General features: G+C 60.1%; 11 protein-coding genes and 1 pseudogene. 8 read left to right on the forward strand and 4 right to left on the reverse strand.

The genetic code is table 11. The features are described from left to right. A pseudogene (locus NW856_RS07175) lies at positions 1-204 on the reverse strand (phosphoglucomutase/phosphomannomutase family protein); the annotation flags it as partial. A gap of 197 nt (positions 205-401) precedes the next feature. Here NW856_RS07175 and NW856_RS07180 point away from each other — a divergent pair. After that, positions 402-2927, forward strand: coding sequence for a DNA gyrase/topoisomerase IV subunit A (locus NW856_RS07180; RefSeq protein ID WP_414399652.1), 2526 nt, complete (start codon positions 402-404; stop codon positions 2925-2927). Between the two features lie 22 nt (positions 2928-2949). On the opposite strand, the gene NW856_RS07185 is transcribed toward NW856_RS07180, so the two are convergent. Beyond that, entirely contained in the window at positions 2950-3459 is a 510-nt protein-coding gene (locus NW856_RS07185) for a hypothetical protein (protein ID WP_414342192.1), read from the reverse strand. 313 nt (positions 3460-3772) lie between these two features. On the opposite strand from NW856_RS07185, the gene NW856_RS07190 reads away from it, so the two are divergent. From NW856_RS07190 to NW856_RS07200, 3 genes are all read left to right on the forward strand, one after another. Beyond that, on the forward strand, positions 3773-4648 hold the full coding sequence (locus NW856_RS07190; RefSeq protein ID WP_414399653.1) for an SDR family NAD(P)-dependent oxidoreductase: 876 nt from the start codon (positions 3773-3775) through the stop codon (positions 4646-4648). Positions 4649-4802: 154 nt separating this feature from the next. After that, positions 4803-6725: an ATP-dependent zinc metalloprotease FtsH gene (ftsH, locus tag NW856_RS07195; protein ID WP_414399654.1), complete on the forward strand. Its 1923-nt coding sequence runs from the start codon at positions 4803-4805 to the stop codon at positions 6723-6725. Positions 6726-6832: 107 nt separating this feature from the next. After that, entirely contained in the window at positions 6833-7654 is an 822-nt protein-coding gene (locus NW856_RS07200; protein ID WP_414399655.1) for a class I SAM-dependent methyltransferase, read from the forward strand. 125 nt (positions 7655-7779) lie between these two features. Here NW856_RS07200 and NW856_RS07205 read toward each other — a convergent pair whose 3' ends face one another. Continuing rightward, complete coding sequence (locus tag NW856_RS07205) at positions 7780-8463, reverse strand: hypothetical protein (protein ID WP_414399656.1); 684 nt, start codon at positions 8461-8463, stop codon at positions 7780-7782. Positions 8464-8629: 166 nt separating this feature from the next. Next, complete coding sequence (gene dnaA / locus NW856_RS07210; RefSeq protein WP_414399657.1) at positions 8630-10033, reverse strand: chromosomal replication initiator protein DnaA; 1404 nt, start codon at positions 10031-10033, stop codon at positions 8630-8632. A gap of 226 nt (positions 10034-10259) precedes the next feature. On the opposite strand from dnaA, the gene rpmH reads away from it, so the two are divergent. From rpmH to NW856_RS07230, 4 genes are all read left to right on the forward strand, one after another. After that, positions 10260-10400 carry a 50S ribosomal protein L34 gene (gene rpmH / locus NW856_RS07215; RefSeq protein WP_011434477.1) on the forward strand — a complete coding sequence of 47 codons (141 nt, stop codon included), beginning with the start codon at positions 10260-10262 and terminating at the stop codon, positions 10398-10400. Between the two features lie 93 nt (positions 10401-10493). Further along, positions 10494-10895 carry a ribonuclease P protein component gene (rnpA, locus tag NW856_RS07220; RefSeq protein WP_011434476.1) on the forward strand — a complete coding sequence of 134 codons (402 nt, stop codon included), beginning with the start codon at positions 10494-10496 and terminating at the stop codon, positions 10893-10895. An 83-nt stretch (positions 10896-10978) separates the two neighbouring features. Next, complete coding sequence (gene smc, locus NW856_RS07225; protein WP_414399658.1) at positions 10979-14539, forward strand: chromosome segregation protein SMC; 3561 nt, start codon at positions 10979-10981, stop codon at positions 14537-14539. A gap of 88 nt (positions 14540-14627) precedes the next feature. Further along, positions 14628-14843: Uma2 family endonuclease (locus tag NW856_RS07230; RefSeq protein WP_414390120.1), on the forward strand; the 216-nt coding region annotated here is incomplete at its 3' end.

The raw sequence follows: 14843 nt of genomic DNA on the forward strand, positions 1-14843 counted from the left end.
GGCCACCACTTCGGCAGCGTGGGCGGCAAAGCGCTCCGAGAGAAAGCGGTTGTCGTAGCCAATCAGGATCCCTTCGCCGGGGTAGGTGCGGGCCAAGACTTGGGCGCTGGCCTGGGCTGCAAGGGCCAAGTTTTGGAAAGTAAAGGCATCGGCAATCACGGCTCGCCAGCCGTCGGTGCCAAAACGGATCGGGGTATCGGCCATAGTGGTGTTGCGGTGGGTGCTGCCGCTTCAAGTCATAGCACGAGGCGGGAGTTGCGGGGTTCGGTCTGCTCTCAACTTCTTCGCTTCTTCTCTATCTCTATTGAGATGGGATGTGAGATGGGATGAGATGGGATCCCTCTCGCGGGGCCCGCAGAAGCGGATAGAGTAACCTGGAAAGCGTTCCGCTCCTTTGTGCCATGACTCAGCAACTGACTCTCGACGGACTGGGATCCGAATCGAACGGGGGGCCGCGTCAAGGGCGGGTGATTGCCACCGATTTGCAGGGGGAGATGCAGCGCTCCTACCTGGAATACGCCATGAGCGTGATCGTGGGGCGGGCCTTGCCGGATGTGCGGGATGGCCTCAAGCCGGTACACCGCCGCATCCTCTACGCCATGCACGAGCTGGGCCTGACGCCGGATCGCCCCTACCGCAAATGCGCACGGGTGGTGGGGGATGTGCTGGGGAAATATCACCCCCACGGGGATCAGGCAGTTTATGACGCGCTGGTGCGCATGGCACAAGACTTTTCCAGCCGCTATCCCCTGGTGGCGGGACACGGCAACTTCGGCTCTGTGGATGATGACCCACCGGCGGCTATGCGCTACACGGAGTGCCGGCTGGCGGAGCTGAGCCACACAGCGCTTCTGGAGCAGGTGTCGGAAGAGATCGTCGATTTCATGCCCAATTTCGACGGATCCCAGGCGGAGCCCACCGTTCTTCCGGCCCGCTTGCCCATTTTGCTGCTCAACGGCTCTTCCGGCATTGCCGTGGGCATGGCCACCAACATCCCGCCCCACAACCTGGGGGAGGTGGTGGATGGCCTGCTGGCTTTGATCGACCATCCCGACCTCAGCCCTGAGGAACTGTTGCGGTGGATCCCAGGGCCGGATTTTCCCACCGGCGGCCAAATCTTAGACACCCAAGGGATCCGCGCAGCCTACCTCACCGGGCGCGGTTCCATCACCCTGCGGGGGGTAGCCCGATTTGAGGAGATCCAGCCGGGCAAAGGACGCCACCGGCGGCCTGCTCTGGTCATCAGCGAGTTTCCCTATCAGGTGAACAAAGCCGCCTGGATCGAAAAAGTGGCCGAGCTGGCCAACCAAGACCGCATCAGCGGCATCGCCGATCTGCGGGATGAGTCGGATCGCAGCGGCATTCGCGTGGTGGTGGAGCTCAAGCGAGAAGCCAACCCGCAGGCGGTTTTGCAGCAGTTGTATAAGCTCACCCCTTTGCAAAGCAACTTTGGAGCCATCCTGCTGGCTTTGGTGAACGGGGAACCGCGGCAGCTCAGCCTCAAGGACATCCTGCAACACTTCTTGCAATTTCGCGAGGCCACCCTCAACCGGATGTTCCGTGCCGAGTTGCAGCAGGTGCAGCGCAAGGCGGAAGAGGTGGCAGGAATGTTGCTGGCGTTGGCGGATCTGGAGGGGGTGATCGAGCTGCTGCGGCAAGCGCCCGATGGTACCACGGCCAAAGCCCAATTGCAAACTCGCCTGGGCTGTACCCCCCAGCAGGCAGAGACGATTTTGGCCATGCCTCTGCGTCGCCTGACGGGATTGGAGCGGGAACGGCTGCACCAGGAACACGCCCAGTTGCAGACCCGCATCGAAGAACTGCAGGGGCTACTCAGCGACCGCCGCAAGCTCTTGAATTATTTGAAAAAAGAGCTGCGACACCTGAAAAAGACCTTCGGGGATCCCCGGCGCACCCAGATCCTCTCGGCCTCGGAGCTGGAAGCGGAAGTGGCCCAAATCCCCAGCGGTGAAGAGACGGAAGAGACTCGCTTCCTGCTGCAATTCACCCGCAAGGGCTATGTGCGCCGCCTGCCTCTGCCTAGCCGTCGCTCCCGCAGCAACCCGGCGCAACGGGAACTGGGGGAGGATCTACTGGTCGGCCTGGAATGCGTCACGCTGGAGCAGGAAATCTTGGTGCTCACCGCCGGCGGCAAAGCTTTCACCCTGCCCATCGAAGGGATCCCCCTCAGCACTGGGTCCTCACGGGGGGTGCCTCTGGTTACCCTTCTCCCCAACCCCGAGCCGATGGTTGCCACCTTCACGTTGGCTCCGGATCCGGGCAAGGCAAGTTTGGTGGTGCTCAGCCGGCAGGGGCGGATCAAGCGGCTGGCCCTGGCAGAGTTGATGGGCCTTACCCAACGGGGATCCACTGTCCTAAAGCTAAAAGAGGGAGATGAGCTGGGCTGGGCAGCCCTTTGGGATCCCGGCCACCAAGGCTACAGCGTCGTCCTGGCTACTTCAGGGGGACGGGTGCTGCGGCTGGATGTCCAACAGATTCCCCTGATGGGTCGAGCGGCTATGGGATCGCCGGCCCTGCGTTTGGGGCGCGCCGAGCGAATAGTTGGTATGGCGCTGCTGCCTCCGCAAGGGATCCTGGTTCTGGCCAGCCGGTTGGGCTATCTGAAGCGCTTGTCTCTGGAGGAGATCCCCATCCTGGAGCGGGGTCAAGTGGGCGTGCCGGCCTTTCACTTCTCCGACCGGGGAGATGGCTTGGCGAGCTTGGTGGGTCTCCCCCCCGATTTGGAGCAGCATCCCCATCTGCAACTGGATGTGCTCACGGAGTCTGAACAGGTGTACTCCTTCTCTCCTGCCGAGATCCCACTGCAAAGCCGCTCCGGGGGCGGATCCCTCCTGGTCAAAGGGGAGCGGGTCAGGGAGTTGCGCCTGTTCTGGCCGCAGTGGCTGCCGGAAGGCGATGTGGGATAGCTCTTGGGGGAGCAGAAGATCCCTAGGACGAAGAGCCTTCCCCAGGCGAGGCCGAATCGGTCGGCGGGGAGCCGGGATCCGTCTCCGGCACTTCGGGATGGCGAACGGGCTTGGGTAGGGTGCCACCTGACCTGATAACCAAACAGCGCACGGTTTGGTGCAGCTCCTCCAGCAAAATGCTGATGGCAGAGCGGAAGTCTCGGTGGTCATCTCGCATTTGCTCCAGCATGGCGCGGATGACTTCCTGACAATCCTTCAGGATGTGCTGCTGCTGGGCAACAATCTGCACCAGTTCACTTTGTTCCTTGAGCAACTCCCGCAGACAGGAGCGCAGCTCTTCCACATGGCTCTGCCAAAGGGCCTGTCCTTCCCGCAGCTCCATCACGCTGGTGCGCAAATCGGCGGTCGAGTCTCTCAGGGCTTCGCTGTGGCGGCGCTCGGCTTCCAGTTGCTTTTGCTGCTCCTGCTGCTGTTGGCGCAACTCAGAATTGGCCCGCAAGTTGGCTTCCGCTGCCCTGAGCAATTGAGCCAATCGAACCTCAGTAACAACCCAACGCTCTTCCGGGGAGAGAGATCGACCTCGGCCAATTCGTCTGCAGAAGTACTTCACAGTCGCTGCACCCTATACCCCATTCTCTACACTTTGGACTTTGGTCAAAGCGCCGCAAGACCTCAGCCCAAGAGGAAGCTTGTCCATCGGGCTTTGTCCCGGCTGTTTTTTGGGCTCACCCCATCATAGCCATAATACCGGATGCCGAATCCAGAAGTTCGGAAGGCGAGGCTGCCCCTCTCCAGGGATCCCGGTCGTTCTTCTAGGATGGTGGAGAGTTTGGATAAAAGAAACCATGCCTTCACTTGCAAATCAGGTGGTGCTGATTACCGGCGCCTCTGCTGGAATTGGGGAAGCAGTCGCTCTGGAGGCGGCCAAACGCGGGGCTCGCTTGGTGCTGGCGGCCCGCCGGGAAGGGCTGCTGCGAAACGTCAAGGACTTGGTGGAAAGTCGGGGGGCGGAGGCGCTGGTGGTGCCCACCGACATGGCCGATACGGCCCAGGTGGAGGCGCTGGCCCAAAAGGCTCTGGATCACTTTGGCCGGGTGGATATCCTGGTGAACAACGCCGGCTATGGCCAGATGGGGCCGGTGGAAGAGGTGGATGTGGCGGCCATGCGGCGCCAGTTTGAGGTGAATGTGTTTGGCCTGCATGCTCTCACCCGTGCCCTCTTGCCCCAAATGCGGGAACGGGGCAGTGGCCGCATCCTCAACCTCAGCTCGGTGGCCGGCCAGATGTCGATGCCTTTCAGCGGCGTTTACAACGCAACCAAGTTTGCTGTGGAGGCCCTCAGCGATGCGTTGCGGGTGGAGGTGGCCCCCTTCGGCATCAAGGTCATCTTGATCGAGCCGGGGCCGGTAGCCACCGAGTTTGGCCGCGTGGCGGAAGAAACCTCTGCCGCTGTTGTCAACCCCAATGGCCCCTACAAAGCGATCTTGGACAAGACTGCCGAGCTGGCCAGCTCGTTTAACAAAATGGCCTGGCCGGTGGAGAAGGTGGTGGAGCCGATCCTGAGGGCGATGACCGATCCTCACCCTTCCGACCGCTACACTGCTTTCACAGGGGGCAAGGTGGCGTTGGGGCTGATGCGGCTGCTGCCGGCCTCTCTGGCCGACTCCATGTGGCGGCGCGTCTATGGGCTGGATGGTCTGGGATCCCCCGGCTCGGCCTAACTGCAGGCTTGTGGCGGGCATCGGATGGGGCAGGGATCCCTACAAGATCTCAAGCCCATTGAGTTCTCCTTGGTGCGGGGGCAGGGTTGTGCCTTCCAGGAGGGACAGGTTAAGTTTGTTAAAGGACTTTTAATAACCGAGCGTTCTCTTCCCTATGAACAAGCCTCTATCTCCCCAGCGCTGGCTGATCGCCCTCATGCTGGGCTTCTGTCTCTGGCAGGGATCCGGCCTGGTGCTGCAGCCTGCACCCGCCCATGCAGCTTTGGCCTCGGCCCTCACCTACGATCGCTTTTTGCGCTACGTCGAGGAGGGGCGGGTTACGGATGTGCGCCTCACGGACAACAATCTGGTAGCTGAAGTTACGGCTGTGGATCCCCAGACCCAGCATTCCACCCGCTACCGGGTGAACCTGCTGCCCAACACCGTACCGCAACTGGTGGACCGCCTCACCGAGCAGGGGATCGAAGTGGCAGTGGTACCCACCCGCAATGGCAGCGCCTTCTGGGCGCTTCTGGGCAACCTGGTGATCCCGCTGTTGCTGTTGGGGGGGTTGTTCTTTTTCCTGCGGCGTGCCGGTGGCGGAGCGGGCGGCCCTGGGCAGGCAATGAACTTCGGCAAATCCCGGGCCCGCTTTCAGATGGAAGCCAAAACCGGCGTTAAGTTCGACGATGTGGCCGGGATTGAAGAGGCCAAAGAAGAATTGCAAGAGGTGGTCACCTTCCTGAAGAAGCCGGAGCGCTTCACAGCGGTGGGGGCCAAGATCCCCAAAGGCGTGTTGTTGGTGGGGCCGCCGGGGACGGGCAAAACCCTTCTGGCCAAGGCCATTGCCGGCGAGGCAGGAGTGCCCTTTTTCAGCCTGTCCGGCTCTGAGTTTGTGGAAATGTTTGTCGGGGTGGGCGCCTCTCGCGTGCGGGATCTCTTCAAGAAGGCCAAGGAGAATGCGCCTTGCATCGTCTTCATCGACGAGATCGACGCGGTGGGCCGGCAGCGGGGGGCTGGCATCGGCGGTGGCAACGACGAACGCGAGCAAACCCTGAACCAGTTGCTCACCGAGATGGACGGCTTTGAGGGCAACACCGGCATTATCGTGATTGCCGCCACCAACCGCCCTGATGTGTTGGATGCCGCTCTCTTGCGTCCGGGCCGCTTCGACCGCCAGGTTACGGTGGATCGGCCTAGCTTTAAGGGGCGCTACGAGATCTTGCGGGTGCATGCCCGCAACAAGAAGCTGGCGGAAGAGGTCAGCCTGGAGGCGATTGCCCGCCGTACCCCCGGCTTTGCCGGCGCGGATCTGGCCAACCTGCTCAATGAAGCGGCCATTTTGGCGGCTCGCCGTCAGCGCATGGCCATCACCAACCAAGACATTGAGGACGCCATTGACCGCATCACCATCGGCCTGACCAAGCCCCCGCTGTTGGACGGCAAGAGCAAGCGCCTGATCGCCTACCACGAGTGTGGCCATGCCCTGTTGATGACACTTTTGCCCCACGCGGATCCCTTGAACAAGGTGACCATCATCCCCCGTTCCGGCGGCGCAGGTGGCTTTGCCCAGCAACTGCCCAACGAGGAGCAGATCGACTCCGGCATGTACAGCCGCGCTTGGCTGCTGGATCGGGTGGTGGTGGGCTTTGGCGGTCGGGCGGCCGAAGAGATCGTCTTCGGCTACTCGGAAGTGACCACCGGAGCCAGCAACGACCTGCAGCAGAACACGAATCTGGTGCGGCAGATGGTGACCCGCTTTGGCATGTCTGAGCTGGGGCCCTTGATGCTGGATCCCCCCAACAACGAGGTATTCTTGGGCGGCGGCTGGATGAACCGCGTCGAGTACTCGGAGGATGTGGCCGCCAAGATCGACCGCCAGGTGCGGCAGATCCTGGAGAGCTGTTACCAGAAAGCCAAGCAGATTTTGCTGGAGCACCGCCCTCTGCTGGATCGATTGGCCGATACCTTGGTGGAACGGGAAACCCTGGATGGCGACGAATTCCGGGCGATTGTCTCGGAGTATGTGCCCATCCCGGAGAAGGTCGGCCTACCCAGTCCATTCCCGGAAGCGGGACGGAGTCCAAAGCTGGTCTAAGGGATCCCATCTCCATTGCCAGATAGACAACTGGGGGGGTTGTTGGGGCTGGATCCCGGCAGCTGCTCCCTTTTCCTCGCGAGTTTTGGGTTGCGTTGGGCTGTCGCATGCTCTCTTCGCTCTCTGCTTTGCCGGTTCACCTTTATCGCTGCCTGAGCTGCGGTCGGGAAGGGTTGACCCAAGCACCAGGGCGGGAACAGGGATCCGTGGCAGATCGGGTTTATTGTCCCAGTTGTGGCCAAATTTACCCCATCACCGCTTCTGGGGCTGTGGATTTTATCGGCAGCTCATCGGACCTGCATCTCACGCCGGCCCAAGCCATTGCCCATCTGCCTGGGTTCGCCTGGGGCTACGATCGCCTCTGGCGGCCCTGGGCCCTGTCGCTGCTGACGGGAGAGAGCTTTGGGAGCGAGCGGGAGAGTCAACTGCTGGCCGAGTTGGTGGGGGAGGGGGATCCCATCTTGGATTTGGGCACTGCCGGGGGGTACTGGAGCCGCTTGCTCCTGGCCAGGGATCCGCAGCGGACGGTGGTCGGCCTGGACAATGCGGCAGGGGTATTGGCGGAAGCCGCTCAACAGGCACAGCCCCACTGGCAGCACTACAGCCTGATGCGGGCCCGAGCTGAACAGCTTCCCCTCGCCTCTGGAACTTTTGGGGCGGTGATCAGCGGGGCCACCTTGAACGAATTGCCTTTGGATCCCTGTTTGCGGGAAATTGCCCGCGTCTTGAAACCGGGAGGGGCCTTTGTCTCGATGCACAGCCAGCAGGTACAGGGATGGGGGCAGATGGTGCAGCAATGGCTGGAAGCCACCGGCCTTCATTTTTTCTCGGAAACCCAGTTGCGCGAGCACCTTCAACAGGTGGGGCTGCAGTTGGAGCGTTATCTCAGCTTGGGTTGGGTGGCCTTTGTGCGGGCGGTGCGCCTCTGATCTTGGCCGGGTTAAGTTGTGCAGTGGCCATCGAGTCGATGTTGGAGCCATTACCCCAATCCAAGTCATGCCGATCCCTGGCTCCCCTCTTCCACCAAGAGAGAGACTAGGAGTGAGGGCGCACTCTATGGGATCCACTCCAGCCCAACGCCAAAGCTAAACTCCCGATCCAAGGTCGAGTTGCGCAGGCTATAGCGAGCAGAAAGACGAAAAGAAGGGCTAATGGCATAGGCAGCGGTGATCTCCGCCAGGGTGGCCTGTCCTTCTTCCGGCTCCTGGGGGGCAACCCAACTGTAGCTACCGGTCAAATCTACACCTCCCGGAGCCAAGGCCAAAACGGCAAAAGCCCCATAGCTAACTCCGCTGAGGCTGCGGTTTTTTTGTTCCAAAGCCCGATACCCCAGTTGTGGCGCCAGATTAAAAGGGGATCCCAGGGGGGCCAGAAAGTAACGCATTTCCGACCCGTACTGGCGCACTTCGGGATGTTCGGAAGATTGGCGATAGTCACCGCTGAGGGTGAGGCGATCTCCCAGGCGCAAGTCTTGTAGGCTGATTCGCCAGTGCGAAGAGGACTCAAAGCCGGCCTGCAAGCGGGTGGGCAAGACGGGCGTGTTGCGGATTTCTTCCAGGAGATTGGGCGGGTTTTGCAGCCAGCGGCGCAACACGGGGCTGTCTTCTAAAATTCGGTCATCCAAGCCCAAATCCAAAGCGGCTGAGAGGGTGGCCGGCACCGGATCTGGAATAGGGGCTTGCTGGGAATTGGCCCAAACCGGCCGCTCAGGCACCAGTCCAGCCCAGAGGAGCAGCATACCCAGGCGAAGCCCTTTGCCAGACTGTCTCACCACCTGCAACCACATTCATTGCGTCCCTACTGTAGCTGCTTTCCGAGGGATTCTCCACGCAGACGGGCAAGGCTGGAGGTGCTCCACAGCGCGGCAACAACACCTCAAAGACGGCCCAGCGACAACAGAAAGCCTAGCTGCTCCGGCTGTTGGCAACCACCCGCAAGCGCTCGACCAATTTTTGCAGTTGCCGTTCAAACTGCAGACTTTCCCGCTGTAGCTGACTGACTTTCTCACAGCTATAGAGAACGGTGGTGTGATCTTTTCCCCCAAAGTAATCGCCAATTTTGGGCAAGCTGAGGTTGGTGTAGTGGCGCATCAAAAACATGGCAATTTGCCGTGCTTGGCTGATGTCACGCTTGCGGGAGGATCCCAGTAAACTGTCTCGGTCGATGCCGAATTCTTCACAGACCACATCGGTAATCATGTCGGCGGTGATCTCTTTCGGCTCGCTGGGGGGATTGAGGATGGGCTGAATCGTCTCCACGCTCATCGGCAAGCCGGAAATGGAAACATAGGCGACGGCGCGGATCAGGGCACCTTCCAGCTCGCGGATGTTGCTGGTGTAGGTGGTGGCAATGTACTCGATCACGTCGGCGGGCAGGTTCATCCCCTCGTACTCGGCTTTCTTCTTGAGAATGGCCATGCGGGTTTCGATATCGGGCGATTGAATTTCCGCAATCAAACCCATGGAGAAACGAGAACAAAGCCGCTCCTGCAGACGCGGGATCAGATGAGGAGAGCGGTCGGCGGCCAGTACGATCTGTTTGCCGGACTCGTGCAGCGTATTAAAGGTGTGAAAAAACTCCTCTTGAGTGTACTCTTTGCCTTCGATAAATTGAACGTCATCCACCAATAAAATATCCACATCCCGATAGTGCTCCCGGAAAGACTGCATGCTGTCTCGCCGGATGGCATCGATTAAATCGTTGGTAAACCGTTCGGTGGACACGTAGAAGACCTTGGCGCGTGAATTGGCCTCCAGTTGGTAGTGGCCAATGGCCTGCATCAGGTGGGTTTTGCCCAGACCCACCCCACCGCAGAGAAACAGGGGGTTGTAGGCGCGCCCAGGCTTGTCGGCCACAGCCAGAGCTGCAGCGTGAGCCATGCGGTTGTTGGGGCCAACCACAAACCGCGAGAAGGAATACTTGGGGTTGAGATCCGGCGCCCGCATGGGCAGGCTGCCGCCGACTTCCAGTCCTAGGGTGGTGGAGGCAGGTAAGCTGCCGGCTCTGCCCGATGTTGGGGAAATCGCCCTTGAAGGGGGTTCTGCCTCGACAGAAGCGTGGGGGGAAACGGAAAACTCCACCTGCAAAGGGATCCCGGCTACCCGCTGCACCACCTCGGTGATGGTGGAAGCGTAGTGCTTTTGCAGCCAGCCCCGTGCCCATTCGCTGGGGGTACAGATGGTGAGGCGGTTGTCCACCAACGATTCAGCCCGCGCCGTTTTGATCCAAGCCTCAAAGGTTGGGCGGCTGAGCTGCACCTGCAGATGACACAGGGCTTCATCCCAGAGCTGATCCAGGGAAATATCCACACCACACACTCAGAGCGACACAGCAGAAGCCCAGAGGAAACAGCGGCGGCTTCCTCGACAGGAGCTTCGGGATTCCCAATTTAACTGCTCGGCGCGGGGTGGCCAATCTAGCAATTTTCCATTGAGTCTGCTAAGATTAACCACCTGTGATCAGTTGCCAGCAGGCTGAATGGCAGTCTGGTCAGCTCTGGCAGATGATCTTGGCTTCATTGGTTGGCTTCTCACCATGACTCAGCGTACCCTTCGTGGCACCAATCGCAGACGCATTCGCGTCTCTGGGTTTCGGGCCAGAATGCGAACGGCAACCGGGCGGCAGGTCTTGCGGCGACGGCGGGCCAAGGGGCGTTATCGCCTGGCGGTTTCCTAAGCCCTTTGGTCAGAGATTTGATTTGTCTTGGTTTTTTGGAGCGTTGCAGCCCAAAACTCGCTGACTTCTGGGGCAGACTCTCCTCGGTGCCCAATGTTGCCGGCTCCTCATCGATTGCGGGATCGACGAGCTTTTCAGGCGCTCTACCAGGGAGGCCAACGTCGTTCCGGTGCAGGCTTAACCCTGCTGTTTCAGCCGATGCCCGCAGGGTGCGAAGGGATCCCTAGCCAGGTGGGACTGGTGATCGGCAGAAAGGTGAGCAAATCTGCCGTAAAGCGGAATCGGCTGCGCCGCCAGTTGCGAGAAATCTTGCGCCCCCTGTGCCCAAACCTGAAACCCGGCTACCGGCTGCTGTTCATCTCCAAGGCAAACCTGCTGACCTACCGATGGCCGGAGCTGAGGGCAGAGGTGCATCGTCTTCTCCAAAAGGCCGACCTGCTCGTCAGCACAGATGTAGACTCAACAGGTGCAGACTCAGATGCCAAGCCGTCCTAAGAAACTTGAGCTGCACAGGTTTTTGCTACCCATGCTAGCCTGTTGCCATCATATGCTGGTGGCCACGCTAGATGTGGGGTGTGATGTACATCAAGCGGATTGAGCTGACCCGATTTAAGTCGTTTGGCAGCACCACCTCGTTGCCCCTGCTGCCGGGCTTTACGGTCATTTCCGGCCCCAATGGCTCCGGCAAGTCCAACATCCTGGATGGGATCCTGTTCGCGCTGGGGTTATCGTCCTCGCGAGGGATGCGGGCAGAAAGGCTGTTGGATCTGGTGCATTCCGGCAGCCTCAACGGCAATCGGCAGGTGGAAACCCATGTTTCTGTCACCTTTGAGCTGGGGCCGGGAGAAGATGGTCAGCCCAGGGAATGGAAAGTCAGTCGCCGGCTGCGGGTCAAGCCCGGAAAGGCTGAGGATCCCACTCGCGATAGCGGGACGGATTCTCTCCCCTACACCAGCACTTTCTACATCAACGATGTGCCCTGTACCCTGAGTGAGCTGCACGAACAACTGGAGGCGATGCACATCTACCCCAACGGCTACAACGTCGTTTTACAGGGGGATGTCACCAGCATCATTTCCATGCACCCCAAGGAACGGCGGCAGATCATCGACGAATTGGCGGGGGTGGCCACCTTCGACCGCAAGATCGCCCAGGCCAACAGCAAGCTGGAGGCGGTACGGGAACAAATTGAGCGCTTTCGGCTCATCGAACAAGAATGGCAAGCTCAAGGAGAGCGGCTGCTCAGAGAGAGCGAAAAGGCCCAACAGTATCAGCAACTGCGGCTGCAGTTGCAAACGCTGGGGCAGCAGCAACAGGTGTTGCTTTGGCGGCATTTGCAGGCCCAAGTGGAAGAAACCCAGGCGGCCATTCAGCAGCTTCTGGAGGCTCAGGAGCAGGCCACCGCTCAGGTGCAGACCTTGAACGAGCATTTGCAGCAAGCCGAAGCCGCCCTGACCGAGTTGCAAAGCCGCATCCATGCTCTTGGAGAGGAGGAATACCTGCACCTGCAAGCCCAAATCGCCGCCGCCGAAGCACAGCGGCAACAGGTCAGCCAACAGATCGCAGCCTGGCAGCAGGAGATCGAGCAAGCGCAGCGCCTACATCAGGAGCGGCAAACCCAACAGCAGCATCTGCAGGCGGAGCTGGAACACCTGCACAGCCAACAGGAGCAACTGGCCCAAGCCCAGGGATCCCTGCAGGCCCAGGTTCAGAAAGCCCAAATTAGCTTGGAACAGAGCCGCGAACAGCTGCGCGCCCTAGCCCAATCCGCTGATGCCTGGGTGAAACAGCAGCGCTACCTCACCCGCCACATTGAGGAACTCCGCGCTGAACAGGAGCCTCTCCAACAGGAGCAAATTCGCCTGCAAGAGCGACAACGGCAACTGGAACGGCAAAGCCAAGAGATCCAGGCGGAGATTGCCCAGATCGAGGCGTGGCTGGGATCCCACCTGGCCCTCACCGCCGAGCTGGAACACACTTGCCGACAGTCGGAAGCTCAGGTTCAAACTTTGGCCCAAGAGCTGGCGCAACTGCAGGCCAGCCTGGAGTTGGATCGCGCCACCCACGAACGCCTCACCGTCGAGCTGCACGCCAAGCAGCGGCAACTGGACAAATGGGAAACCCGCCGCCAAGTGTTGCAAGAATCCCAGGGATCCCGGGCGACCCAAGCCATCCTGAGTGCCCGTCTGCCGGGGGTTTTGGGGTTGGTGGCCCAGTTGGGGCAGGTGGATCCCCAGTATCAACTGGCCCTGGAGGTTGCAGCAGGCAACCGGCTGCACTTTGTGGTGGTGGAGGATGACACCGTGGCCGTGAGCGCTGTCAACTTTTTGAAACGGGAAAAAGCCGGACGCGCCACCTTTTTGCCCTTGAATAAGCTCCAGCCCACCCGCCCCCCCAGCCCCCTGAAATTGGACGGCCTGATCGACTACGCCATTCGTTTGGTGCGTTTTGAAGAGCGCTACCGAGATGTTTTCGGCTTTGTGTTCGGCTCCACCCTGGTTTTCCAAAGCCTAGAGCTGGCCCAGCCCCACATCGGCAAGCACCGCATGGTTACTCTGGAAGGGGAGCTGTTGGAAACTTCGGGCGCCATGACCGGCGGCAGCGCCCCCCAGCGAGCTGGGATCCACTTTTCTGCCGGCGAACCTTCCGAGGAGGCCGCCTTGCGCTCCCGCTTGGCCGAGCTGGAGGAACTGCTGGCCGCCCTCACCCTGCGCCTACAAGCAGCCCAAGCCCGCGAAAAACAACTGGCCCAAGCCCTGCTCCTGGCTCGCCAAGACGCCCTGCAAGCCCAGCAATATCTGGAGCGTCACCAAGCCGATTGCCAAAAGCAACAGGCCCGCCTGCAACACCTGCAGGGATCCCTGGCGCAAAGGCAAAGCGAAAGCCACCAGATCCAGCAGCGGCTCCAGCAGATTCAACTGCGCTGGGATCCCTTGCAACAGCGCCTAGCCGATCTCGCCCTCAAGCTCAGCCAACTGGAGGGATCCCCGGTGAACCAGCATTGGCAGCAACTGCAGCAGGCGGTGCAGCAGCAAGAAAGTCGCTTGGCAGAGCTGCAGCAGCAACTGACCCAACTGGAGCGGCAACAGCAGGAGAACTCCGGCCAACAACACCTGAAACAGGCCCAAATCCAGCACCACCAGGAGCGCCTGCAGGAGAGCAAACAGCGCCAAGCCTATCTGCAGGAGCAAATCGTCCAAGCCCAAGCCACCCTTGGTCACATCCAGCAGCACCTTGCCGAGCAACGGCAACAGATAAGCCAGATCGAGGCCCGCCTCGCCCACCTGCGCCAAGAGCGAGATCGGCAAGAATTCCAATTGCGGGCCCAACAACAGCAAATCCAACGCCTGGAGTGGGAACGCTACAACGCCCTCACCCAACAACAGGAAAAAGAGGCTCTGCTGGCCCAACTGCAAACCCAACTGCAAGCGGTGGTTCAAGAGCTGCCGGATCCGCTGCCCGACTTGCCCGCCACCCTGACCTTAGACGAGCTGCAGCGGCAAAAACGCAAAACCGAAGATCAACTGCGTTCCCTAGAGCCGGTGAACATGCTGGCCATTGCCGAATACGAACAGACCCAAGCTCGCCTGCGGGATCTCAGCGCCAAACTGGAAACCCTGCACCAAGAGCGCACCGAGTTGTTGCTGCGCATCGAGAACTTTTCCACCCTGCGTCGGCAAGCCTTCTTGGATGCCTTTCATGCCGTCAACGGCCATTTTCAAACCATCTTTGCCCAACTTTCCGATGGGGATGGTCATTTGGAATTGGAAAACCCAGAGGATCCCTTTGCGGGCGGTCTAACCTTGGTGGCCCACCCCAAAGGTAAGCCGGTGCGCCGTCTCAGCGCCATGTCGGGAGGAGAAAAATCCTTGACAGCCCTCAGCTTTATTTTTGCTCTGCAGCGATTCCGCCCTTCCAGCTTTTACGCCTTTGATGAAGTAGATATGTTTTTGGACGGGGCCAATGTGGAAAAATTGGCCAATATGATCTGGCAGCAATCTCGTCAGGCGCAGTTTTTGGTGGTCAGTTTACGCCGCCCGATGATCGAAAAAGCTGAGCACACCATTGGTGTAACCCAGGCCCGCGGTGCATACACTCAGGTGATCGGCCTGACCAAACCCGCCCCTCACCCCAGTTAAGATGTGGCTTGGTTAAGAGCAGAGGGCAAATCCTGAGGTCCCATTAGACTCATTCTAAGAATGGTTTAGGAGTGTCCAAACGCCTGCCATGGTTGCTCTGACTCTGAATCTATCCCCCCTGACAACCCTGAGCCGAGCAGATTTTATTCGGCTTTGTGCCGCCAATCCTGACCTGAAGCTGGAGCGTACCGCTCAAGGAGAATTGGTTATCATGTCTCCAACCGGCGGGGAAACCGGCCACTGGAATGCCGAAATCACCACAGACTTAACCCTTTGGAATCGGCAATCGGGCCGAGGGAAAAGC

Origin of the sequence: Synechococcus sp. R3-13, from assembly GCF_047462195.1 — a bacterium.
GTDB lineage: Bacteria > Cyanobacteriota > Cyanobacteriia > Thermostichales > Thermostichaceae > Thermostichus.